The sequence below is a fragment of the Desulfosarcina alkanivorans genome (assembly GCF_009688945.1).
Taxonomy (GTDB): Bacteria; Desulfobacterota; Desulfobacteria; order Desulfobacterales; family Desulfosarcinaceae; genus Desulfosarcina; species Desulfosarcina alkanivorans.
This window is the reverse complement of the sequence record NZ_AP021874.1, coordinates 2266873-2289759: the sequence shown is the minus strand read 5'-3', so window position 1 is coordinate 2289759 and position 22887 is coordinate 2266873. Positions and strand designations below refer to the sequence as shown.

The following is a 22887-nucleotide window of genomic DNA, read 5'->3' as shown; positions in this document are numbered from 1 at the left end:
TTCATCCCCTTAAAGGGGTTGATGCATTTCAACACCCCGGGCAGACGCCCCGGTTTCCAGTTTTAGCAGCCGGTCCATGGATTTGAGATAGCCGGGGGCACTCTGCAGGTAGAAGGAAAGCCCCTTGGAGAAATTCATTCCCACCACGCCGTCGATGAACATCTGACTGATTTCCCGTTCCCTTTTCAGGACGGCATGGCATCCTGCCAGAATGCGCTTTTCCTCGTCAGAAAGGGTCTTGAACAGGTATTTGAGTGCCGTTCGGGCCCGGGGCTGGTACATCCAGAAGTAGAGCAGGTCCAATGCGCCGATGACGATGAGCCTTTCCAGGTCCTTGGCGTCGGCATTGGCGTCGATTCGGTCTTTGCCGATGGCTTCAAGCGTTTCCCACACGTTCAGTTCGGGCAGTTGGGCCTCCAGGCGGCCGTAAGTGTTGAAAAGCTGTGACAGGGTGTCCGCATAGTCCTGGAACCGGGTCCGAATATTGTTGAAGCGGTCGGCCGTCCCCTCGATGCCCCCGGCTACGGTGTCCGACGCCGCCTTTGAAATGACGGCGGCCCATTTCTGCAGGTGGCCGTCAATACCCGTCACCCCGAACAGGCCCAGCAGGAACCCGATCAATATGTTGAAGGCCAGGGCGATCGGAATGGAAAGAATGCTGCGGAAGAAGTTGCCGTATACCGCCCCCTTGGGCAGTCCCCGAAACAGGTTGTGGCTGGACAGGTAGATGCCGTTGGCCACTGCCATGACGGTGTACAGGGCCACCGGGTTGGTGGTCGTCGTGATGCCCACGATCCGATCCAGCAGCACCGTCTTGACCAGATAATCCAGCAAGGGCACGGAGAAACCGGTAAACAGCAATGAATCGGATATCCGTACCCAGCTCACGTAATCCTTCCATTGCAATAGCGGCGACCGACCGATGCCACCGCCGCCCAGTACCGACTGGAGGATGTTCCGGATTCCCGTGATTCCGAACCAGATGAACGCCCCCAGATAGGCCAGCACCCACCACGAATTGGTCAGGTAAAAGGATAAAAATGCCGGAATGAAGCCCATCAGGATTTTCAGCCCATTACTCACCTTGCTGTTCAGGTAAAATGGCGATATTCGCGGGGGGGCTTCCTCTGCCGGGCAGCAGCCCAGTTTCAGCCCGTTATCCGACTGTTCGGCGATGCCTCCCAGGGTAACGATATTTCCCCTTTCATTCATCCGGGTGAGGTGGGTCTGAACGAGCCAGTCGATCTGGCGGGTCCGGCCCAGCACCTTGAGCTTGGGCAGGTGTTGAAGCAGGCGCTGGTGCAGCCCCTGGGATCCCTTGGGACTTTCGTAGGGGATGTAGGTGACCCGCTTGTAAACCGGGATGCTGAATGGAATCACGCTGCGCGTGGCCCGGTCCGGCGGTTCGCGGGGGTCGCCTATCGAACAGGGAATTTCTTCCGGCGCCACATGCTGACGGCGGCTGCACATCCGGCGGGCGATGGGGGGCAGGGTGTCCAGGATGGCCAATCCCATGCCGTACAACCGTGAGGAGTGGCCGGTGGAGTCGCTGCCGATCCTCGGCTTGAGGTGCATGGGAGGATACATGGCCGTAAATGCGGAGATATCGTGGAGGATGATGCCCAGTTTTTCGATCCGCTCCGCTTTGCCCGGGAAGGGCCTGGCGGTGGCCAGGCGCCCGATGATCCGCCGGATCACCCGTTTCAGATTGATGGTGTTGCCTTCGTTGAAGGCCAGCTGAAGCTCGCTGATTTCTTCGATGTGACAGGCCTTGCCGGTGGTGTAGTCCTTGAGGTTGAAGATTTCCAGACGGCTGATGAGGCCTTCGCAGTCGTAGAGGATTTCCACCACGTCTTCGGGCGCCAGATCGGTCAGGTTCAAGGTGACCCGATAGCCGGTGTGCAGGCCACTGACGCGGCCCAGCAGCTGGCGGGGCGTCAGGGTGAGCATTTCGGGCGTGTCCGGATCATCGTGAACCTGGTTGGGGTCGGGGATGCCGGGATTGGCCGAGGATCTCAGAAACCGGCGCACGATGGTTTCCGAATCGAGGGTGTTCATCTGGTCCACCATCGATGCCATCTCTTCCTGCTGGGTGGCATCGGCACCTTCACAGGCCGCCCGCAGCCCATCCACTCTCGCTTCCATCAGCGGCAGCAGCCGGGTGTGGATATACTTGGCCAGGTGAAGAATGGACGGCTGGCCCGGCCGGACAAAGCGGAGAAAGGCACTGGCGTCCAACACGGGCATGTCCAGTCCGAATGTGGTGTTGATGGCCAGCCGGTGAACGCGGTTGAAGGCGTCGAGAATTTTCAGCACGTAACGCTGCCGGTAGCGCGTGACCTCACGCCCCTGGTCCATGAGCCGCCTGACCGGCTCTTCGGCCAGGAAACAGAGGAACGATTGGGCGTCGGAAAACCCCCTGGGGACCCAGATCAGTTGAATGTAGCGCTCCCGGAATCGGGCTGAGAACTCGATGCCGATGCGGATGTCGACGCCCATGATCTGGGCCGCCTCGATCAATTCGGCGGCCGATGGCGGATCGATGAAGTTGTAATAGATCACCCTCAGCCGCCGGATCCCCTTGATCCAGGCGTCCATGATCAGATGGGAGGCGGATTTGCGGCCCTTGGTGTTGATATCATGCACATGGTCGTCGAAGGAGAGCTGGTTCCAGGCTTCGGGCATTTCCAGCAGGTGGTAACGGTGCAGCATTTTCCGGACGATGCTGGGTTTCCCGGTGGCCGCCCGGCGGAAATCATGGGCCAGTTTGAGCTGCTCGATCTCCCTGCCGTGGGACCGCACCAGATCCTTCATGATCGACAGGAGCACCCGGGCGGCATTTTTGGGCATGGTACCGGCCGAGGCATGCAGCACCTCGTCACGCAGGGCGCGCAGTGCGTTGAGACGATCCTCCAGATCGCCGGCCTCCAGGGATTCGAGCAGATGGATGACCGCATAGGCGATCCGGAGGCCCCGGGTTTCTGCCAGTTCCTTGATGCCGTGGGGGTGAAACCAGGGAAAAAGGCCCTTTTTGCCGATGGTGGTTGTTGAAGAGCCGCGTACAACATCGTTGACAATCTTGAGAAGATCGCGGTCGCGTTTATCGAACAAGAAACTCAATGGCCCTCCAGGTGCGGGTTGAGCGGGGAAATCGGTTAATGGGGTGACGGTCGCTGGTCCTATTGCCGAGGTGGAAACTGGGACAGGATTTTCTCCACCAGTGCATTGATGTCCCGGGCGGCCTTTTCCGGGTTGCCGTATTCCTTGAATCGGTGGGTGCCCGTGCCCCGCCAGAGAAGCGCTCGCGAGGTTGCATCGACAAAATCGATCGTCAGCGAGCCCTCTTCATACTCCCTGACCTGGCTGCCCGTGCCGATGGCAATTCCGCCATGGCGTCCGTAACTGCCCATGCCGAACCCGATGCCGCTGCTGGTGCCGCTCGATTCCAGTTTCTGGCGAATCGCATACTGATACCGGACTAAAAATGCGGGTGCCTCGCTCACCGATCCTGTGATGCGCCTTTGCGCAAGCAGTCGCTCCAGCGCTGACCGGATGCGGGTGTCTCGCAGGGGATTGTCGATTCGCGGATCCCCGGTTTTTTCCTGGGTTTCAGATTCCCACCGGAATGTTTGCATCGAACTGAAGTTCGTCGCCGGATCATAGTCCTGGCTGACCGTGATGCCCGAGCACCCTGCCGCAATCAACGCCGCCAAAAGAATCGCAAGCCATCCATATCTCATTTTCAGCACCTCCGGCCGTTCGACGCGAGTCAAACCGGTATCTGTCGTCACATGTGATCGGACCTCATCCGTGATTGTGAATCTATCTCCCTCTCATAATTAGCATATTGGCCCGATAAGTCAAAACAAGACCTGCACCCCGGGAGAAAAAACGGCCAGCGCCGCCTGCCGGCGGGCAGCGCGGTTGGGCACGCATGGCCGGTGCCATTCGCGAATACGGGATCGCCGCGCTGCCATGCGGCCCGGAACCCTGTTGGTGAAAAATCATTGAAAAACGCATCAAAACCTACACTTCGGAGTCAGGGTGCCGATAAGCAGGCCATCATGGTCAGAGGCCACACATCGATGATCTTTATTGCCGGTGAGGAAATCCTCAGTTTTCTGATGCGCCGGACGAACGGCAGTCTCAGACCCCTGGCCAGCCTGCCCCTGGAGGCATTTCTGGAGGGCAACGCCGAAACCGGTGACTGCCCCGGGCGGCATTGCAGTCGGTCCATCAGACGCCTGTCGTGCCCGATTATTGGGTAAAGAGCTGCTGTAACGACTTTCAGGCGCGCAAGAGGTTCCTTGTCGCTGCGTTTATCCAACGCCAGTTGCGCATGGATCAACCCGATCCGGCCGATTTTTACAATTATGCCCTTGTTCGGCGACGGGCCCACCGCCAGCACCTTTATGCCTTTTATCTCCAGGAAACCATTGCTGCCGGCTGTACCGTCGGATGAAAAAGCTTGGCATCCGTCCGCGCCAGGTGGCCACGCCCGCCTGGTGTGGCAGGCCAAACGGGAGGACGTGGCCGATGGGTTCGACGGGCAGGCGGTCGGGATTGTTCATCTTGGAGAGACGGACTGTTTTCTCTATTTTTAATTCATGGGGCAGTTTCTCTTTTCCCGGACCATTGAACTCCCCGCTCCGGCAAGGACGAATCGCAGACTTACGATCTGCTGAACTACGAAATCAACCAATCCTTTTACCTTTACTCACAGAAAACCAAAAGTTCGGTGGATGCCCTGTTCATGATGGCCCCTGACCCGGCGGCGGCGCCTCATTTATCCGAATTGATCGGGCGAGAGGTTCAAGCCCGCCGACCGTCAGCGGCGCCAGGTGATATCCACGATGATCACCACAAAGGGGCGGTCAATGGCACTGGCCAGCAGCCACTGGTTGAGTTGATCGATGCGTGTGTTTTGGGGTGGCCATGGGGGGCGGGACCGCTCCCAGATCCTCGAGGATGCTGGCCAGCAGGTCGTGGCCGGAGAGCGACGGATTGATCAGGTAGACGGTTTCGGCCCTGCCGTGCAACCCGTCGAGCAGCGTGCGGCAGAGGGTGGCTTAACCGGTGCCCCGCTCGCCGGTGAGCAGGACGAAGCCCATGCGGCCGTCGATGGCATAGCCGATTTTGTCGAGGTCCTGCCGGTGAAAGCGCGAAAAGAAGAGAGATCCAGGGGCCGGGGTGATGGCAAAGGGGGCCTCCAGGAGCGGGTAGTGGTCCAGGTAGACCCGACCCGGCGGCGTCTCCACCGGGTCGGCGACGACTGGCTTGAACATGGGTTCCGTCATCGGGTTCCTCTGGGGGGGCAGGTCCGGTAAAAGGGGGCGATCAGGAAAAATAGCGTCTGATCATTTCCGGGCTCCTCCACCAGTTATCGGTCTCAATGTAGAGTTTTTTAATCTGTTTTTCAATATCCCGGCGGAGGGCGTCGAAGGCGCCGGCTTCGAGCCGGCGGGGGACGGTGATGGGCGGAGCGAACCGGATGACCACCCGGGAGAAGGGTTTGGGTACCATGAACCGGTCCCAGCTATTGAAGACCCATCGCCGCTGGGCAGACATGATCACCGGAACGATGGGCGCGCCGGCAAACTGGGCGATGGTGAGCAGCCCGGGTTTGACCACACCGAAAGGGCCCTGGGGACCGTCCACGATGTGTCCCACCCGGTACCCTTTCCGGGTCAGGCGTCGGAGCGCTTTGAGCGCGCGGGTGCCGCCTCTTGACGAAGATCCCCGCACCGACCGCCACCCCAGAATGTTCACCACCCGGGCGATCATCTCTCCGTCCCGGCTCTGGCTGATCATGATGGCGATGGGCTTACGGGTGGCAAAGAAGGTGATTCCCGGAAAAAAGCGCTGGTGCCAGGATGCATAGATCACGGTTCCATGGGCATCGAACACGCGCGTTTCGTTTTGGGTATCCACCAGCCGGTACCGGTAGGACCGGGAGATGAGTTTTACCAGGAGCAGACCAGCCCGCGGAAACAGCTGACGGTAACAGAAATCCTGAATGCGATTTTTTAATGGCATGGTATCGGATCGGGTGGAAGGTGTCGTAAATGAACCACCAATAGCGCATTCGGGGTGCAGGGGTCAACCGTCGGTCCTGTCATCCAGGTCGATTTATGAAAACCGGCCGTTCAAGCGGTTCTCTGCCTGTATTTAATGGAAAGGACAAGCTGGTTGCGCAGCATGCTCAGGTAGCTGTGTTCGGCATCGCTGATGGGCAGGCCCTCCGTGTCCCGATCGGCATAGAGGGCGCCGATGCATACTTTCTGGAAAACCACGGGCAAAAAAACAAATGCCGGGGCATCGATTTTATTGCGGTACCACGGGGGGACGATATGCGTCATCTTCTCATCGTAGGAATCCGCCACAATCAGGTCCTTTCCCACCTGGATCGACAGGTTGAACACATCCGTGGACGATCCCAATTGAAAGCCGGTGCTGCCGATCAGCTGCTGGCAATTGTGACCATAACCGAAACGAACCGACATCCGCCTGGTGGCGCTGTCCTGGATGAACATCAGGGCCCGCTGAAAATCAAGAGCACGATAGAATATTTCAAGGCTCATCAGGGCAATGGTGTCCACATCGTAGTCGGCCATCATGATCTGGGAGAGTTCCTGAATCCCTTCCATGATGATGTCTTTGGGGTTCCGGGTCCCGGGGATGCGCGCCCTGGCTTTCAACAGGTGGTCATCGGTTAAATGGAAGCTGTCATTGGGCCGATCGGGCATTGCAGGCACGGCTTCCGCCGGTGATGGCCGTTTCCGAAGGGTGTAGATGGCCGACAATTGTTCGATAAAGGTGCTTTGGGAGGTATTCAGGCTCAGGGCATGGGCGTGCTGATGGACGTTTTCCAATGAATCCTTGATCAGAGTTTTCAGCTGTTTCCCGGAAATGGTGACATGCGGCTGGTAGTGCTCCAAGATGCCTTTTATCCTGTTTTTATCCGCTGCCTGGCCACCACCGTGAATCGTGTCGCACAAGGCTTTCACAAAACCGGAGAGCACCCTCAGCCGTTCCGGCGGATTCTTTTTGTCCTGCAGCTCCTCCCTGGAGAGCGGCTGGATGGCGTTGCAGATCTGTGGCGGCAGGTTCCATTGTCTGGCAAGGGCCATGCCCAACTGCTCGTAACTGACCCCGCATGCCGATCGGATCGCCCTGGCTTCGCCGATGCCCCTGTCGGCCATGCAGATGCAGATGTTGCGGTATTCCTCCGGAAGGTAGTGGATCATTGCCATTTTGCCCAGATGGGTCATCATGGCACAGACAAAGGCCTCTTCAGGATTGACGGTGCCATCCATCGATGCCAGTTCCCGGGACATCATCCCGGACCAGAAGGCGCCGACCACCACTTCCTTGAGATGCTTGGCGCTGGATTTGCTTTTGAAATGCTCGAACAGCCCCAGACTGAGGGTGGCCAGCCGGACGTTTTCATATCCCAGTACCACCACCGCCCGGGTGATGGTACTCACCTTGCCGGCCGCCAGGCCGTAAAAGGCCGAGTTGACCATTTTCAGCAATTTGCTGGTCAGGGCATGGTCCTTTAAAATCACATTGGCCAGGTCGGTCGCGTTGGAGTCGTCCGGATTTACCGCCAGCTTCTGATTGATTTCCATGACATACTTGGAGATGGTGGGAAATTCTTCCGTCCGGCCAATGCGTTTCAGCAGCCGATCCAGGGCGCTTTCGCCACGGTCGGCTGCTTTGGGAAGGGCGGCTGTTTTCTGGTCCATATTCATCGAACACCCATTTTCCGTCGGTTTGGTTCAGGTCCCGGACCGCCGTCGCGAGCCCCGTATATGCAAAGCGATGCACATGCGTCCGTTTTCAACCGCCCCGGTGAGCCGGGGCAGGGCGCGATACCGATTCAGGCGGTTGTAATGCCCGGTGGCCGGTTTCGCCTCATATCGGGGACCCGGCCGGACAGCGCTTGATATACTATCGTCATTTGTCGGAATTAGTTAACCTTTTCCTTGTTGCGTCGGTTTCCGATCGATCATAGGGCGGGCCATGGCGGGGTCGTCCTGCTTCAGGTCACTGGTTTTCAGTTGTGTGCCGGTACCCGAAAGACCCGGCGCCGGCCATGGGGGAGGGGGGATGGGGGCAGGGGGTGGTCATACAGGGGATTCAATGCCGGCCGGATCGGCGCCGGCGGCAGCGTCGCCGGCGCCGATGCTCCGTATCCGGGGGTGAAAAATACCGGCTAAAGCTGGCTCAGCGCCATCACCATAAAGACAGACAGGGTGATTATCACCAGCACTTTGAGCAGCGCCAAACACGTTCTGTCAAACGGTGTCCTGCCGGCCAGAAAAACACTGTTCCAGTAATCCGTTCTTCCTATCCGGGATTCTTCGGCAGAAATCAGATATCGAATGGCCATTAACCCATCTGTCGCCATTTTATTCTCCTCGTCTGTAATTTGTTAACAAAAACTATCATCTGTAAAACAGTATAAGTGCAAATTCTGAAAATAACAGGAACAGAACCTGTAAAAAAAAGCAGAGCAGACATGAAAAATAAATACGGGCAATTTCTGTATGCCGACCTTGCCGATCGAATCCAGGGCCAGATCGAAAAAGGTGCGTTCCGGCTTTCTGAAAAACAGCGGTCATTACGGGTGCTTTGCCGGGAAACCGGTTACAGCATGACGACCGTTTTTCAAGCCACCTTTGGACTTGAAACCTGTCCCCGATGGTACCATCGGTGTCCATGGAGGACATCATGATCACCAATGGATGCAGCGACGCCCTGAGCCTGAGTATAAAAGCCGTATCCCGTCCCGGAGATACCGTTATAGTGGAAACGAATAACCTTTTATACTGCGCTTCATTATCAAAAAATGCGCGGTCCGGGCCTGAAGGGCGGGCCGGGTGGTCCCCGGCCGATTCAAGGAGCCCACCAAAAGGATGAAGTTGAACCGTCCACTAAAAAAGGGCGGGCCGGCATGGCGGCACGCCCTGAAAGATGCTGCGGAGCCCTTAGACGGAGAATGGATACTGAATGGCCGGGTGGTGCCGATACCCCTGCAATTCAAAATCATCGAGCGTCACCCAGTTCTCCAGGTCCGACAGCGATTTGATATCGGGGTTGATTTTCAACTTGGGCAACGGATACGGATCGCGTTTGAGCTGAATATTTTTTACCTGATCCAGCTGATCTTCATAAATGTGTGCATTGACGATTTTATGAAACGCCTTGGCCGGTTTTTTCCCCGTAATCTGGGCCATAATCATCAATAACCAGCCTACCTGTACCTGGTTAAACCCGTGGCCCAGGGGTAAATCGTCAGAGCGCTGGTAGCTCGTCAGGTACAATGCATCGCCCAGCAGGCTGAACGTGTGGGTGTGCATGCAGGCTGCCAGACAGGCGCGATCGATCTCGCCTGGATTGTAGAAGGTCATCACTTCCCGCCGGTCATCAATTCCCCTGGACAGATTGTCGACGATTTTACGCAGCTGATCGATCTCTTTGCCCTCCGGGTTTCGCCAGCGCCGCCCTTGAACCCCGTAACAACGGCCCATATCATCCTCGCCGACCCGAAACGGATTGGCCAGCCACCCGGCATTGTCATTGGCGTTCGCATTCCATGTATTACAGCCGAGCGCACGGAACTGGGCGGCACTCTGGTAGCCGCGCAGATAACCCAGCATCTCGGCGATTGCCGGTTTCCAGAACAGCTTTTTGGTGGTCAGCACCGGCAGGCTGCCGTCGCTGACATCATATTCAAAGTCCGCATTAATCACTGTCAGGCACCGTTTTCCGGTCCGGGTATTTTTCACCCAGACGCCTTCATCAATAACCCGCCGGCAAAGGTCTAAATAGGCTTGCATACCGCTCCCTGTAAACCGCCCCGGGCCCGGGGGCTCATGCCCGGCTGTTCCATGGACGGCTTTTTTTATAAGTTTCCAGGCTCACCCGGGACATGCCCGGGAATCATCATGTTCCTCTACACGGCCTGCCCCGCTGCCGGGTAATTCGCTTCCCGGTTGCCGTCTCCGGCCGCCAGATACCCGCAGTCGGGGACTCTGGGAGGATCAGCGTTGAATCTACCTTTTTTGGGCCCCCTTTCCCGTCCGCGATGTGGCGGGGGAGCCTTTTTTTGATGCCTCATGGTAGTGAGGTTCAACTGACATCAATATCATTTAAAGCTTATTGAGCGCAACATAGGTGCCATCATTGAACCGCAACCACTATCCGGGCTGCCTCACGATTATCCACATGGGGCGCATCGGGTCAGGAGATTTCCGAGAAAATGGCATGACACGCTTATCGGTGCTCATTCCTGCTTAAGGCACATACGAAACCATGGCGATTGAAGTATTCTGGATTAATGACCGATATCAGATTGTCACTGTTTGAATAGTTGATTGATGTCGGGTATACAGTTGATTGAAGTATTGAGAGTCTGGTAAATTACAGAGTTAACCGACAGAAAATATACTTTGTTTCTGAACGGAACCACGGGAGATCCCCATGCCTGAAAAACCCACCTACGAGGAACTGGCGCGGCGGGTTCAGGAACTTGAGCAGGCTGAATCCGAGCGAAAGATGGTGGCGGATGCGCTTGTTACCAAAGCATCCCTGGAAAAGATCATTTCCGAAGCCTCACGGCGTTTTCTGACGCTGACCGAACTGGACCAGTCCATCAATGCATGCCTGGCAGATATCGGACGCTTCTGTGCGGCTGGACGGGCTTACCTCTTCCAGTTTACTTCCGATGGCGACACGATGAACAACACCCACGAATGGTGCGCGTCCGGGGTCAAGCCTGAAATCGAGAATCTTCAGGGACTGCCCCTCGATATGTTTCCCTGGTGGATGAAGTTACTGCAGGCGGGGCGTAACATTCATGTGAAAGACGTTGCCGAGCTGCCGCCGGAAGCCCGGACGGAAAAAGAAATTCTGAAGGCCCAGAACATCAAGTCGGTTCTCGCCGTCCCATTCATGGTAGAAAACAGACTGTCAGGATTCATGGGTTACGACAATGTGGCTGCCACCAGATCCTGGGGCGAGAAAGAGCTCACCCCCCTGCGCACGCTCGCCGAGATAATCGGGACTGCGGTTGCACGCAAGCAGGCGGAAAAGGCACTCAGGGAGAGTGAGATCAGTTTCAGCCAGCTCTTCGAGTCGGCCCCGGTCCCGATGGCCTATGCTTCCGAAGTCGATGGATACAGGGGCACGACCTGGAACGAGGCCTGGTATCGCACCTTTGGCTATGCCCGGGAAGAGGCGGACGGCCGGAGCGGAAACGACATCGGACTGTGGGTTGATTCCTCGGATCGCAGCCGGTTTCTCAAAATGGCCCACGGGCAAAATGACGTTACCGATTTCGAGACCCTCCTGCGGCGGCGAGACGGTGCTGTCCGAAACTGCTCGTTATTCGGCCGTTTCATCGACAGGGCCGGCCACCGGCTCCTGACGGCGGTCTATCTCGATATCACCGATCGCAAACAAACGGAGGAAGCGCTGCGGTTCACCCAGTTCGCCATTGACCACATGGCGGACGCCGCCTTCTGGATGACTTCCGATGCACGCTTCTTTTATGTGAACCAGGCGGCATGCCGGGCTCTGGGGTACTCCAGAGACGAGTTCGTGCAGATGACTGTCGCGGACATCGTTCCGGATTTTCAGATGGAAACCTGGTCGGACTATTGGAACGAACTGCGGGGGAAAAGACATCTCGTTTTCCAAACCAACCACCGGACAAAGGGCGGCCGCGTCTATCCGGTCGAAATCCACTCGAACTTTGTCGAGGTCGATGGACGCGAATACAACTGCGCCTTTGCCCGCGACATTACCGATCGCAAGCGGATCAATGAAGAACGGGAGAAACTCCAGGCACAATTGAGCCAGGCCCAGAAAATGGAGTCGGTCGGCCGCCTGGCCGGCGGGGTGGCCCATGACTTCAACAATATGCTGGGGGCGATCCTGGGCTACACGGAATTGGGCATGATGAAGGTCAGCCCGGCTGACCCGACCCATGGAACACTGAAAGATATCCAAAAAGCAGCCCGGAGGTCCGTCGACCTCACCCGGCAGCTGCTGACCTTTGCCCGCAAGCAGACCGTGGCGCCCAAGGTGCTCGACCTGAACGAGACCCTGGAGGGGATGCTCAAGATGCTGCGCCGGCTCATCGGCGAAAACATCCATCTGGCCTGGCTGCCGGGCAAAGACCTGGGCCGGCTCAGAATAGACCCTTCCCAGATCGAACAGTTGCTGGCCAATCTGTGTGTCAATGCCCGGGATGCCATCCACGATACGGGCAAGATCATCGTCAAGACGGCTGCCGTCACCTTGGACGAAGCCGACTGCGCGGGTCATATGGGAATGGTTCCCGGTGAGTATGTGCTGCTGGCCGTGAGCGACAATGGCTGTGGCATGGACGCCGAGACGCTCTCGCACCTGTTCGAACCCTTCTTCACCACCAAGGAGGTGGGAAAAGGCACCGGCCTGGGGCTGGCCACCGTCTACGGTATGGTCAAGCAGAACAACGGCTTCATTGATGTGCACAGCGAGCCTGGCCAGGGCACGACCTTCAGGATTTACCTCCCCCGGAACACGACTGAGAACGGTCCGAAAACGAAGAAGGATGCGGCACCGCCGGCCCTGCACGGGCGCGAAACCATCCTTTTGGTGGAAGACGAGCCCATGATCCTGGATATCACCATGAAGATGCTCGAACGCCAGGGATATACGGTGCGGACCGCCGCCACGCCGGGCGAGGCGATTCGTCTGGCGCGGGAGCATGCCGGCGAGATCCAACTGCTCATGACTGACGTGGTCATGCCGGAGATGAACGGCAGGGACCTGGCCAAGAACCTGTTGTCGCTTTATCCGAACCTCAAGCGCCTGTTCATGTCCGGCTACACGGCTGACGTCATTGCCCATCACGGCGTGCTCGACGAAGGCGTTCAGTTTATCCAGAAACCCTTTTCCATGCAGACGCTGGCTGTCAAGGTCCGGGAGGTGCTGGACGGAACGAAATAGGCCCCTGAGGGGCAATCATCCAATCCGTGGGGATTGTGGCCATCCATAACCGCCTGCTGATACGTGGCGTCGCTTGTCGCGCCGGTGGATGGTGTGGATTCACTTCCGGGGAACGGCTTCATACAAGGACCGGGTATCCTTCTCCCATTCTCTTTTTGTTCCCAATAACGAGGGGTCGGTTGCGTCTTCGATGGTATAGTCAGTATAGGCCTTCAGATATCGTTTTCCAGACCAGAACCACACGGAAGCGCCCCATGCCAGGTTGACGCGATCATCATCAATCCCATCAAAAAGATCGGCTCTCCATCCTTCTTCAATCTGATAGCGTCCATTCACTTTTGGTCGATCCGTAACATAAGCTGAAAGGTTGCGGCTCTTGAAAAGGAGCACCAATTGGTTTTGTTTTTTTATGAAATGGAAATTGGGACGATACACTCCCTGCCTTGAACCGGAAAGCAGGTAAAAAACATAAGCTTTCTGGCCGTCCCCGATGTTGTCCACAATGTCACAGTCGGTCGCTGAGACGAGGCGCGAAAAATCTTCTTCCTCAAAATCCTCCGTAATCAGGTCTCCCCAGATAATTCGCGAAACCTCTGACGCATTTTGGCAGGGGACACATTGTACGACATATTGAACGAGCGCCTTGTTCACCATCTGCAGACCGTCCCGGACCTGGACGTGGGATACGGGCGCTGATACGCCTTCCGTGGTGTTGCCCTGGTCCGATGATACCACCGGTGCCATGGGCAATAGAAATAATCCTAGAATCATAATCGTCAGATGAATCCTTAACGGGTGAGATTCCATATGGTCCTCCTTTTGAATATGATTCAGCCGAAAGGCCATGCCCCTGGCAGCAGGGGTAAATTCTGCCAACCCGCTGGGCAGCCGTTCCGGAAGGGCCTGTTCCCCGACGAGCGCCAGCATCTGCCTGCCATAGTGTTTGGGTGAAATGGTTCCGTGGGAAAGAACCGTTGCGTCGCATACCGCTTCCCGCGACCAGGTGAGGCGGGGCATCACCAACCAGACCAGGGGATGAAAGAAATAGACGATTCTCACCAGTTCCTGGAGACAGATCGCAAGATCGTCCCAGCGTTTTACATGCGCCAGTTCATGGGCCAGGACCGGTTCAAGGGCCTTGCTCCCGGCCGGGTCTGTCAGATGCGCCGGCAGGATAACCACAGGCCGAAAAAATCCCATGGTAAAGCTGGGTGCATCTGAAAAAACCGCCTTTACCACCACCGTTCTGCGGATATGCAGCCGCCTGCACCAGGATTGGATCATGTCCAGGACAGCAGGATCCCGGACTGTCTTTCCCTGCTCTGCGATCTTCCAAAACCGACGGCGCCTGCTGAGGAACACTGCCAGTAAGAATGTGGCAACGGCAAAATAGGCGCAGCAGATCGTAATGAGGAGCCACTTCAGCGCGGGAGGAGATTGAACCGCAGCCCTTCTGCTGCCGATAGCCGGGGCCATTCCGAAGGCATTGGGATCCTCAGTCACAACGTCATCGGGAAGGGAGGCCGGACGCGATTGCTGGTGGTCATGAAAAATGAGGTCTGAGCAGGGAAGGGCGAGAAATGACCGGGAGACCCGGTGTGGCGTTAAAGACCTGACCAGGTTGCTGGCGCTCCAGGGGGCGGCCAGGTCCGGCGGCAGCACCAGGCGCAAAAGAATCAGGAACCACAGGCCGTGCTGCCACCGGGGATATTTTCCCCGGCAGCATTTTACCATTCCCCAGACCAGGGGGAACAGAACCAGGACATAGACTGACTGCAGCGATAAGATGCCGAGAACCACCCGGGCGATCTCATCAGGATGTATCATGACGACCCCCCGTCTCATCCGCCAGGAGTTTTTCCAGTTCCCGGATCTCCTCGGGTTCTAGGGCCTTGCTCCTGGAAAAAAGGGCCACCACCTCCCCGTAGTCCAGTTCCAGGACCTGGTCTGCAAAAAACTGGACCAAACGGGTAAACCCCGTAGGCCGGGATATGAGGGGGTGGTACAGGAAAACGCCGTGGTATTTTCCCCTTGCCAGTAATTGCTTTCGGACCATCCGGTCCATCATGGTTTTGGTTGTGGAGTAAGCCCAGTTATGGGTAGCGGTGACCTGGTCGTGAACTTCCCGCACACTCAATTTTTTGTTTTTCCAGATGATTCTCAGGATATCGAATTCCGCTTTAGTCAAATCCGGCAGGGATGAATTCTCGGCCATGGACGCCTCTTTGTTAAAATATAGAGTAACTGTTACATTGTAATGCCATAGGCCCATCATTTTATACACAGGGCGAAATGTCAAGCCTTTTTTCGTGGCAGCCGGCAACGTCCTTTCTTGATCAAATAAATCCTCTCACCCGGGCCGCAGACGATCTTTTCCAGTAGTCCATCAATTGATTCAACAGCCACCGGGCTGCTATACCTTCCGGCGTCAGTTCCGGGTATTTGGAGGAACGGTCGAAAAGGCATTTGGATCTGAAGATAAACACCCTGTTCGACAACCTGCCAACCGACAAACGTCACTCGGCGTCAGTGGTTATCCGTGCGCGTCGACAATTAAAAAAGGGAATCCGCCGTTTTGGCTGATCCCCTTTATGGGTTCTGGCAGGCCAGGAGGGATTCGAACCCCCAACACCCGGATTTGGAGTCCGGTGCTCTACCAATTCGAGCTACTGGCCTGCGAAATGATCGAAAAGTTCCTATACAACAGAAAATTGAAAAAGTCTGCCTAAAAATTAAGCAGGGGCGCCGGTTCAGGACTCGTACCTATCTGAGATTCGGGCGCTGCTTTTATCGGTTTTTTTGGATGAGCGTTGTCGGTTGAGGAAACGTCAGGCTTTGCACGCAAACCGCCTTCCGGAATAGGTTTATAGCATGATCAATCGAGCGGTTCCCTCGGAGTCATCGTTCGGCGGCGGCATGATCAGCGTCTTCGCGATTGGGACTGACCGTCATCCGTCTCGTTTCATCCAGCACGTTTCGGACCGTACTGGAAAGTTCATGCAGCGTGACCGGCTTCATCAGCACCTCGTTGATGCCGCTTTGTGCAAGCGTGTCAGTGCTGATCGTCGTGCTGAATCCGGTGCAGATGATTATTGGTATTTCAGGTCGGATGGTTTTAATCCTCTGGGCCATTTTCAGGCCCGTCATTTTTGGCATGGTCATGTCGCTGATGACCAGCTGATATTTTTCAGGATTTACCCGGAACGCTTCAATTGCATCGATTGGACTCGTCCGGGTTTCAACATGATATCCCAGTGCTTCCAGCAGTTCCTTCCCGATTTCAATCAATAGTTTTTCATCGTCAACGAGGAGGATGCACTCTTCGCCGGATGCCAGGGGGCCTTCTTCCGGAGTTGATCCTTGGGGTACCGTTTCGACAAGCGGGAGAAAAATCTGGAATGTCGTCCCGACACCCGGTTCACTGTACGCTTTTATACACCCGCCGTGATCTTTTACGATTCCATGAACCGTGGAAAGCCCCATGCCGGTTCCCTCGCCCGATCTCTTGGTTGTGAAGTATGGTTCAAAAATCCGCGCCAGCGTGTCCTGATCCATGCCATCGCCGGTATCGGACACGATGAGTTTAAGATACTTTCCCGGATCCATGTCCGGGTAGTTGGATGAATCCTGGGTGTTGATGGCGACAGGGACGATATCCACTTCGAGCAGCCCGCCCTTTTTTTGCATGGCATGATAGGCATTGGTGCAAAGGTTCATGATTATCTGGTGTATTTGTGTTTCGTCGGCGAACACGGCGCCTAATTTGGGTTTGATGGTTTGCCTGATTTCAATGGTTGTGGGAATCGTCGCCCGGATCAATTTTATGGCGTCCTTGGCAACGCTGCCGATGTCTATGGGCATCTTTTCCGATTTGCCCTGCCTGCTGAAGGCCAGTATCTGTTGAACGAGATCTTTGGCACGGTCGCTCGCAAGGCCAATCTGGTCGATGAATTCCCGCAACTTGGAGCCGCCGGCACATCTGAGTTGCGCCAGTTGGGTGTATCCATAGATAGCTGAAAGAATATTGTTGAAATCATGTGCGATGCCTCCGGCCAGCGTCCCGATTGCCTCCATTCTTTGTGCCTGGTGGAGATGCGCCTCCATGATTGCTTTTTGTTTCTCATTCTCCTTTTTTTCCGTGATGTCCCGGACGAAGGAAATTGAGTATTTGCTTCCTTCAAATTCGAGCAGGTTGGCGGTAATATCGACGGGGAAGGTGGTTCCGTCCTTACGGCGATGGGTCGTCTCGAAATTGATGGTGACCTTTTCGCAGGTTTTCTGCCACAGATCATTCCAGACTTCTTGCGATACGGTTGGATCGATATCGAAAATGGTCATCCTGGCCAGTTCTTCGCAGCTGTATCCCAAACTTTTGCAGGCTTGTTCATTGGCGTTTAAAATCCGTGCATCCATACCGCTGCGGAAGATGCCGATGGAGGCCCTGTCGAAGGAAAACTGAGTCAGGCGAAGTTTTTCTTCAACTCGCTTCCGTTCCGTGATGTCCTGGACAAAGGAGATGGCAAAGCGGTGGTTGTTGTGTTCGATCAGATTGGCCGTGATCTCAACTGGAAACGTGGTTCCATCTTTCCGGCGGTGAATTGCCTCGAATGTTATCGAGCGGGCATCGCACATGCGTTGCCACAGGTTGGGCCAATTTTCGGAAGTTACGGTTGGATTGATGTCGTATACGGACATGTCTATCAATTCGGTCAAAGAGTAGCCGAGACTTTCGCAGGCCTTTTGGTTGACATGTAAAAAACGCCCCTCCGCGTCATGGCGGAAGAAGCAGACGGAGGCCTGGTCCAGGCAATATTGTGCCAGACCGGTCTCCGCCTCATCGTTTGTACCCTGATTGCTGCATTTCCGGGGATCCATCGCCACTCCTGATTGCCTGCCTTTCATTAATGGGAGCATAGTCCAAATAGTGATTCGGATTCACGGCCAAGTGCCAGGTCACCGAAACCATATAGACCACTATCGGTTGTTAATCGGATATCTTAACCCGTGAAATAAGAAGGGCGTGACCGGTGGCGGCAGAAGCGCCGAGGTCATTCACCTGGCGGGAAACACGGTTATTGACCTGAAAGGTGAGAATTTCAAAACATATTCCAATCCGTTTGGGCATCGGGAAAAAGGAGATACCCGGGAAATCGAAACGGAGCGGAAAGGGCGCATGTCACCGTTCTCCGCAGGCCCCTCCATGGCAAGCGGGAAGGGGTGATATGCTTTGCCTGCCCGACGCCTCGCGCCGGCAACCGGGACCTGGGTTACCACTTCCCATGTTTGAATTCTATAATTTTACGGACGGTCGTTTGCCCGTGGACTTGTGCCACATGCACAATATCTTGATTTCCTCCAGCAGGTGGGTTTTTTTATCCATGACCTGTGCCAGTGCGGCCTCCGGCCCCAGCCTGTCGATGGTGTCGGAAACCATTTTTCTGACTGTTTTATATGCCTGGCTTCCCGGCTTCAGCAGCTGGTCCTGATTCAACAGAATCATGATTTGTGCCATGGCTTGAAATTTATTCATCTGGCGATCCAGGGAGACCGTTGACAGCGTGGTGTGGGCGGTTTCATACGATTTTACGGTTCAGATGATACCGTTCCATCACAATTGCAGGGGCCTGTCAATGTCGGCGGCTGCGTGGGCATGGATGCACCCGCCCAAAAATCCCGAATTCGGTTGCCGTGTAACCCCTCGGGAAATACTGGTTCTTCAAGACCAGTGGTAATGCCATTATTTCAGTTCCATACCACTTGCCCATATAAGCCCCGGCAGCCCATACCTCTGCCGGGGCTTTCTTTGTGGACCGGCACGGTGACATCTTTTCCCTTGAAGGCCTTCTGCAGAATTTTGTGCCCGGAATGGTCAAGGGGGCCGATTGCAGCGGGTGAATAGGCGTGCGAAATAAAAATGGAAACCGGAGCAAGGGGTGGTGCGAGGGGGGCGGCCACGGGATGTGGCCGCCTGGGCAACTGAGTGCCCGCTGCGTTGCTCCGGTTATACTCTAAATTAAGAATCGACCGGGTTTGGATCAAGGGGCCGTTGATACTTTTCTGATCATCTTGGCGCCATGTTTCGGCAGCCTTGCGATGATAAGGTTCGGCCCGGAAGGCGGGGCCTCAGCTGACCTTTCCCGGGGATCAGGGACGTCAAACGTTCTTCCTTACGCTCCTTGCGGAACCGGATCGCACCGTGGTGATCCGGTTTCTCTTTATGGGTTTATAAAAGCGGGACCATCGCAACCGGTAATCGGGTTGGCGGCCTACTGGAGAAATTGGTTCAGCTTGCGAAGTTCTTTTTGCATTTCTATCAGCTTGCCGTGGATCAACGTTCCGAGAACGGCCATGCGGCCATGAACGCTGCCGGATTTATCCAGCACCCTGTCAATTTCCGCCTGGTAGGGCCTCAGGTGCGGGTGGCGTGAAAGATACCGATCCCTGCGGGCCACGGCATCCTGCAATCTCCGGTTGACCCCGGCGCTTCGCCGCCGTGTATTCAGGTCGTCGTTCAGAAAATTTTGCATCTTTCCTCCTTTCGGAGGCCTGCTCCGTTTAATTATGGAGACGCCCTACGAAAAACCTAAACACTGTGCGGGGGCGTTCAAGGACCATCGAATGTCTCCCCCGGCCTGTTGCCTGCTTCGCCCTTTTTCGGCCTGTCGGTTTCCCGTTTCGTCAAACGGTCCGGCCATGATGGACAACGCATTGAATTATTTGCCTGTTCCTAACAATGGCCTTCACGATGGCATGGTGTTGCAATATCTTAGGACGGTCGGGGCGCCGATCGGCGGTCTTCAGTCCAACGGATCGGATGCTCCATTTCGTATTCCAGATGCGTTATGGTCTGGTCGACCAGATGGCGATCATAAAAATTGCCGGCTTTAAAGGTAAATACGGTGCCCTTTTCTCCCGGGCTGTAAAAGATAAGGTCTTTGTCCAGTTTTTTTTGGGCCATGATCCATCACCCCCTTTGTTGATCGGATGCACGGTTGGAACAGGCAAATAATCAAGCATCGGCAAAAAAGAGGTGTGAACCTGGAAAATGATAGGTTTGTCTATCTGGGTAAGGGAAGCCCGCAGGCAATAAGAATCAACGGGGTGCACAGCCTAAGTGGAACCGGGTCCGGAAAAACGGAATCTGCCGAAGTTTATTCTTTAATCCTATAAATCGTGAAGCCGCCTGTCAACGGTTGTTTCGGATGTGGCTGACGGGGGGCGGAATGGAATAGGGGTGCCATTTTGCCAAAAGGCATCGTCGCATCATACGCAATCGTGCTATTTCTACGCCATGGACCATGGCGCCTCACGCCTCCTGGCCGTTTGCCGGATCCGTCCCGTACAGCCCTATTGCCAACATCAATCAACCCCTTGACAAGAATGGGAATCTTTGCAAACGTGGAGTTGTTTCACCTAGCGTTCACCATCCCTTTATCGAAGGCGGCCGTGGCCATGAACGTGATCGACGCCCCCAATAAAAGCAGCCGCCGGATGGTGAACGGGTATATCGAAGAGCGTTTTGGCCGGATACGCAGGCTGCCTGGCATCATCGGACTTGCCCTTTAAACCGTAATCTGACCCCGGATAAAACAGGTGGTCATATGACACTGACGAAACACGCTATCGCTGAACGGGTCCAGAACCATCTCGGTTTTCCCCAAAAACAGGCCGCAGCGATTACTGAGTCCCTTCTCGAATTGATCAGGTTTTCCCTGCAATCCGGCGAGGATGTCCTGATTTCCGGCTTCGGTAAATTTTGTGTCAAGTACAAAAAGGAGCGTAAAGGGCGGAATCCGGCTTCCGGCGAGGAGGTCATCCTGCCGGCGAGGCGCGTCGTGACGTTCAAGTGCTCCGGGAAGTTGCGGAAAAAGGTGGATGGAAAATGAATACCGTCGCGCATCGACGCCAATACCCTCGCTACTCGGCTGTTTTCAGTACGAAATACACCGTCAAAGAGGGAAAATTCCGGGATTTGATCAGAAACGTTGGTGCCGGTGGTGTTTTTATCACCACCCGGAGGAAGATTCATCAGGGACGGTCGATTAACATCCAATTCCCGATATTTGCATTTGGAAGAAGGCTCAGCCTCATGGGGACCGTCGTGCGTTGCGATGAAGACGGGTTTGCCGTGATGTTCAATGAGGCCATCGAGATGAAGATTTTCAAAGAAGGACAGTTTCCGGCAAATGTCGATGAGGGCAACCGATCAACCATAAAAATCGACAAAAACAGTATCTCCTCGTGACGCCTCGTAAATCGCGTCTGTTCGGAAGTTGGCCGTTTTGTCCGTAATTTGGGATCCAGGAGGCCCCCCCTGAAGTAAAAGGGCGGGCTTTTTCGATTGGTTTTCCATCGTAACCATTTTTGTGGGAATTGGGTGCCGCTGTCTTTTTTGTGTTCCCCGGTCCGGCTTATCCCGTCGGGGACCCAATTAAATGGTACATCCTTCTCGCGATGTTGTGGTTTAAATGGAATTCGGTCAACAGGTCCTTGACATCGGCCTCGGAAACGCCCAAGCGTCCGAAAATTTCGTCGTAAACCCTGTAGGCCAGGCCATCGGCACCAATCCCGGTATGCGCCATCCTTGATACGGTATCGATCAGATAAATAATGACGGTTTCGAGATCCTCTCTTGCGCCTGGATCGCTGAGGTGGTGGTTTCGGATAAAATAAATCATTTTCGGGCTGAAATTCCATCTCTCTGCGATCAGTCCGCCCAGTTCCGCATGGTTGATCCCGATGACCTCCGTTTCCGCCTCATCAAAATTATAACCTTTTTTCTTTACCAGGTTTTCTATTTTGGCAAAAGACCTGCCGACATAACCTTCGATAACCACTTTGCCGATATCCTTCAAAAGGGATGCGGTGTAGACCAGAAATTTATCTGAGCCCGGATGAGCCTTTTCGGAAAATGATTTTGCAAGCAATGCCGAGGCAAAGCTGCACGTCCACAGTTCTCCCCTTTTGAGATCATAGCCTCTCAGGGCTTTGGTCAGATTCTGGCCGACGCCCCCCAGCACTGCCAATTCAACCACTCTGTTTTCGCCTAACAGTTTGACTGCCTGATCCACCGAATCCACAAATACGGGGAATCCATAATAGGCAGAATTGCACAGTTTCAGAAGTTTAGCGGTAAGCGTCAGGTCGCATTTTACGATATCGGCAAGGTCCGATATCGAGCCCTCGGGATCGTTTGCAAGCTCCAGTATTCGATTGATAATCCTGGAGGTCGGTGCGATGGCGTCTATTTCTTTTATAATATCGTCTACATGGCTCATATCAATACCACGGTCCCATGCACGTTTCGGATGGGCTTCCCTGAAAGAGAATAGCCGGCCTGACGGGTGTAATATTCCACATACGGTTCAATTCGACTCATGATTAAAAGGGGGTATATCGGTTCGGTGACAATCCCGGGATAAAGATGGTCGCCTCAAGAAAATACAGCAACGGTAGAGCGCCGCTGGAGACTATAACCGGCTCCATCTTTTTGGGAACATTCGGAGTATTTAATTTTTTTTGCATCTTCCTGCCTGTTTCCTTCAGCGCCGAACAGTATCTGTTCGCTAAATACCAGGAGCAACCCTGCGACCTTATCTTCGGTTTTTTTTGTTGTTTCTTTAATGCCCCGCATTTCAGATTTCCAGGCTTGAAATGGTTGTATCTATCTGATTCAAATATAAATTTGTTCTTTTCACCCCCTGCGCCTGCCTTTGAAAAAAAATGATTTCATTATTTTATGACTGTCTGATGTGGCCTAAACGTATCGGTTCATGGTTTCAGGACGCCTTTTATTGGCTTTCGGTGGCCACGCTTTCCCCCGCTTTGCCGGAATTATACCATTTTCCCAGAAGATCCAAATTTTTCATGGTGTTCAGGAGAAGG

21 protein-coding genes and 1 tRNA gene are annotated in these 22887 nt (G+C 55.0%); 6 read left to right on the top strand and 16 right to left on the bottom strand.

Annotated features, from left to right (window positions below; genetic code table 11):
• Positions 1 to 9 precede the first annotated feature (9 nt).
• The gene (locus DSCA_RS10080; protein ID WP_155316315.1) at positions 10 to 3120 is read right to left on the bottom strand and encodes a hypothetical protein; all 3111 of its coding nucleotides are present in this window, start codon (positions 3118 to 3120) and stop codon (positions 10 to 12) included.
• A gap of 59 nt (positions 3121 to 3179) precedes the next feature.
• Positions 3180 to 3740, bottom strand: a complete 561-nt coding sequence (locus DSCA_RS10075) for a DUF4136 domain-containing protein (protein WP_155316314.1) — start codon at positions 3738 to 3740, stop codon at positions 3180 to 3182.
• 324 nt (positions 3741 to 4064) lie between these two features.
• Between DSCA_RS10075 and DSCA_RS10070 the strand changes: the two genes are divergently transcribed.
• Positions 4065 to 4268 carry a hypothetical protein gene (locus tag DSCA_RS10070; RefSeq protein ID WP_155316313.1) on the top strand — a complete coding sequence of 68 codons (204 nt, stop codon included), beginning with the start codon at positions 4065 to 4067 and terminating at the stop codon, positions 4266 to 4268.
• Between the two features lie 168 nt (positions 4269 to 4436).
• A complete protein-coding gene (locus DSCA_RS10065) occupies positions 4437 to 4604 on the top strand; it encodes a hypothetical protein (RefSeq protein WP_155316312.1) in 168 nt (55 codons plus the stop codon).
• 465 nt (positions 4605 to 5069) lie between these two features.
• On the opposite strand, the gene DSCA_RS10060 is transcribed toward DSCA_RS10065, so the two are convergent.
• The 4 genes from DSCA_RS10060 to DSCA_RS10045 form a co-directional block, all read right to left on the bottom strand.
• The gene (locus DSCA_RS10060) at positions 5070 to 5297 is read right to left on the bottom strand and encodes a hypothetical protein (protein WP_155316311.1); all 228 of its coding nucleotides are present in this window, start codon (positions 5295 to 5297) and stop codon (positions 5070 to 5072) included.
• A 40-nt stretch (positions 5298 to 5337) separates the two neighbouring features.
• A complete protein-coding gene (locus DSCA_RS10055; RefSeq protein WP_155316310.1) occupies positions 5338 to 6036 on the bottom strand; it encodes a lysophospholipid acyltransferase family protein in 699 nt (232 codons plus the stop codon).
• Between the two features lie 110 nt (positions 6037 to 6146).
• Positions 6147 to 7748 carry an HDOD domain-containing protein gene (locus DSCA_RS10050; RefSeq protein WP_167527696.1) on the bottom strand — a complete coding sequence of 534 codons (1602 nt, stop codon included), beginning with the start codon at positions 7746 to 7748 and terminating at the stop codon, positions 6147 to 6149.
• 470 nt (positions 7749 to 8218) lie between these two features.
• Positions 8219 to 8413 (bottom strand): hypothetical protein, encoded by a 195-nt coding sequence (locus tag DSCA_RS10045; RefSeq protein WP_155316308.1) that lies wholly within the window; start codon positions 8411 to 8413, stop codon positions 8219 to 8221.
• Positions 8414 to 8524: 111 nt separating this feature from the next.
• Here DSCA_RS10045 and DSCA_RS10040 point away from each other — a divergent pair, with 111 nt between their 5' ends.
• On the top strand, positions 8525 to 8740 hold the full coding sequence (locus DSCA_RS10040) for a hypothetical protein (protein ID WP_155316307.1): 216 nt from the start codon (positions 8525 to 8527) through the stop codon (positions 8738 to 8740).
• Between the two features lie 253 nt (positions 8741 to 8993).
• Here the strand turns inward: DSCA_RS10040 and DSCA_RS10035 are convergent, their stop codons facing one another.
• On the bottom strand, positions 8994 to 9845 hold the full coding sequence (locus DSCA_RS10035; protein ID WP_155316306.1) for a thymidylate synthase: 852 nt from the start codon (positions 9843 to 9845) through the stop codon (positions 8994 to 8996).
• A gap of 643 nt (positions 9846 to 10488) precedes the next feature.
• On the opposite strand from DSCA_RS10035, the gene DSCA_RS10030 reads away from it, so the two are divergent.
• Complete coding sequence (locus DSCA_RS10030) at positions 10489 to 13002, top strand: PAS domain S-box protein (RefSeq protein ID WP_155316305.1); 2514 nt, start codon at positions 10489 to 10491, stop codon at positions 13000 to 13002.
• 99 nt (positions 13003 to 13101) lie between these two features.
• Here the strand turns inward: DSCA_RS10030 and DSCA_RS10025 are convergent, their stop codons facing one another.
• The 7 genes from DSCA_RS10025 to DSCA_RS09995 all read right to left on the bottom strand — a co-directional run bounded on the left by DSCA_RS10025 (position 13102) and on the right by DSCA_RS09995 (position 19960).
• Positions 13102 to 14829: a M56 family metallopeptidase gene (locus tag DSCA_RS10025; RefSeq protein ID WP_167527695.1), complete on the bottom strand. Its 1728-nt coding sequence runs from the start codon at positions 14827 to 14829 to the stop codon at positions 13102 to 13104.
• Entirely contained in the window at positions 14816 to 15217 is a 402-nt protein-coding gene (locus DSCA_RS10020) for a BlaI/MecI/CopY family transcriptional regulator (RefSeq protein ID WP_167527694.1), read from the bottom strand. Before DSCA_RS10020 ends, DSCA_RS10025 begins: the two co-directional genes overlap by 14 nt.
• Positions 15218 to 15601: 384 nt before the next feature.
• Positions 15602 to 15678, bottom strand: a tRNA-Trp gene (locus DSCA_RS10015).
• A 222-nt stretch (positions 15679 to 15900) separates the two neighbouring features.
• On the bottom strand, positions 15901 to 17877 hold the full coding sequence (locus tag DSCA_RS10010) for a hybrid sensor histidine kinase/response regulator (RefSeq protein WP_167527693.1): 1977 nt from the start codon (positions 17875 to 17877) through the stop codon (positions 15901 to 15903).
• 415 nt (positions 17878 to 18292) lie between these two features.
• On the bottom strand, positions 18293 to 18532 hold the full coding sequence (locus tag DSCA_RS10005; RefSeq protein ID WP_155316301.1) for a hypothetical protein: 240 nt from the start codon (positions 18530 to 18532) through the stop codon (positions 18293 to 18295).
• A 736-nt stretch (positions 18533 to 19268) separates the two neighbouring features.
• Entirely contained in the window at positions 19269 to 19529 is a 261-nt protein-coding gene (locus tag DSCA_RS10000) for a hypothetical protein (RefSeq protein WP_155316300.1), read from the bottom strand.
• Between the two features lie 239 nt (positions 19530 to 19768).
• Positions 19769 to 19960, bottom strand: a complete 192-nt coding sequence (locus DSCA_RS09995; RefSeq protein ID WP_155316299.1) for a hypothetical protein — start codon at positions 19958 to 19960, stop codon at positions 19769 to 19771.
• A 643-nt stretch (positions 19961 to 20603) separates the two neighbouring features.
• Here DSCA_RS09995 and DSCA_RS09990 point away from each other — a divergent pair.
• Together DSCA_RS09990 and DSCA_RS09985 are read left to right on the top strand one after the other, a co-directional pair.
• On the top strand, positions 20604 to 20888 hold the full coding sequence (locus DSCA_RS09990; RefSeq protein WP_155316298.1) for an integration host factor subunit alpha: 285 nt from the start codon (positions 20604 to 20606) through the stop codon (positions 20886 to 20888).
• The gene (locus DSCA_RS09985) at positions 20885 to 21247 is read left to right on the top strand and encodes a PilZ domain-containing protein (RefSeq protein WP_155316297.1); all 363 of its coding nucleotides are present in this window, start codon (positions 20885 to 20887) and stop codon (positions 21245 to 21247) included. The genes DSCA_RS09990 and DSCA_RS09985 overlap by 4 nt, the downstream gene beginning before the upstream one ends.
• A gap of 166 nt (positions 21248 to 21413) precedes the next feature.
• Here DSCA_RS09985 and DSCA_RS09980 read toward each other — a convergent pair whose 3' ends face one another.
• Positions 21414 to 22280, bottom strand: coding sequence for an HDOD domain-containing protein (locus DSCA_RS09980; protein WP_155316296.1), 867 nt, complete (start codon positions 22278 to 22280; stop codon positions 21414 to 21416).
• Between the two features lie 155 nt (positions 22281 to 22435).
• Positions 22436 to 22636: a hypothetical protein gene (locus DSCA_RS09975; RefSeq protein ID WP_155316295.1), complete on the bottom strand. Its 201-nt coding sequence runs from the start codon at positions 22634 to 22636 to the stop codon at positions 22436 to 22438.
• Positions 22637 to 22887 lie beyond the last annotated feature (251 nt).

Bases quoted from the DNA above. Each gene is read 5' to 3' on its own strand.
- DSCA_RS09990 (WP_155316298.1), top strand. From the start codon at position 20,604: ATGACACTGACGAAACACGCTATCGCTGAACGGGTCCAGAACCATCTC.
- DSCA_RS10055 (WP_155316310.1), bottom strand. From the start codon at position 6,036: ATGCCATTAAAAAATCGCATTCAGGATTTCTGTTACCGTCAGCTGTTT.
- DSCA_RS09995 (WP_155316299.1), bottom strand. From the start codon at position 19,960: ATGGCCCAAAAAAAACTGGACAAAGACCTTATCTTTTACAGCCCGGGA.
- DSCA_RS09975 (WP_155316295.1), bottom strand. From the start codon at position 22,636: ATGCGGGGCATTAAAGAAACAACAAAAAAAACCGAAGATAAGGTCGCA.
- DSCA_RS10005 (WP_155316301.1), bottom strand. From the start codon at position 18,532: ATGAATAAATTTCAAGCCATGGCACAAATCATGATTCTGTTGAATCAG.
- DSCA_RS10035 (WP_155316306.1), bottom strand. From the start codon at position 9,845: ATGCAAGCCTATTTAGACCTTTGCCGGCGGGTTATTGATGAAGGCGTC.
- DSCA_RS10040 (WP_155316307.1), top strand. From the start codon at position 8,525: ATGAAAAATAAATACGGGCAATTTCTGTATGCCGACCTTGCCGATCGA.
- DSCA_RS10000 (WP_155316300.1), bottom strand. From the start codon at position 19,529: ATGCAAAATTTTCTGAACGACGACCTGAATACACGGCGGCGAAGCGCC.
- DSCA_RS10045 (WP_155316308.1), bottom strand. From the start codon at position 8,413: ATGGCGACAGATGGGTTAATGGCCATTCGATATCTGATTTCTGCCGAA.
- DSCA_RS10010 (WP_167527693.1), bottom strand. From the start codon at position 17,877: ATGGATCCCCGGAAATGCAGCAATCAGGGTACAAACGATGAGGCGGAG.
- DSCA_RS10025 (WP_167527695.1), bottom strand. From the start codon at position 14,829: ATGATACATCCTGATGAGATCGCCCGGGTGGTTCTCGGCATCTTATCG.
- DSCA_RS10030 (WP_155316305.1), top strand. From the start codon at position 10,489: ATGCCTGAAAAACCCACCTACGAGGAACTGGCGCGGCGGGTTCAGGAA.
- DSCA_RS09985 (WP_155316297.1), top strand. From the start codon at position 20,885: ATGAATACCGTCGCGCATCGACGCCAATACCCTCGCTACTCGGCTGTT.
- DSCA_RS10060 (WP_155316311.1), bottom strand. From the start codon at position 5,297: ATGACGGAACCCATGTTCAAGCCAGTCGTCGCCGACCCGGTGGAGACG.
- DSCA_RS10020 (WP_167527694.1), bottom strand. From the start codon at position 15,217: ATGGCCGAGAATTCATCCCTGCCGGATTTGACTAAAGCGGAATTCGAT.
- DSCA_RS10075 (WP_155316314.1), bottom strand. From the start codon at position 3,740: ATGAGATATGGATGGCTTGCGATTCTTTTGGCGGCGTTGATTGCGGCA.
- DSCA_RS10050 (WP_167527696.1), bottom strand. From the start codon at position 7,748: ATGGACCAGAAAACAGCCGCCCTTCCCAAAGCAGCCGACCGTGGCGAA.
- DSCA_RS10070 (WP_155316313.1), top strand. From the start codon at position 4,065: ATGGTCAGAGGCCACACATCGATGATCTTTATTGCCGGTGAGGAAATC.
- DSCA_RS09980 (WP_155316296.1), bottom strand. From the start codon at position 22,280: ATGAGCCATGTAGACGATATTATAAAAGAAATAGACGCCATCGCACCG.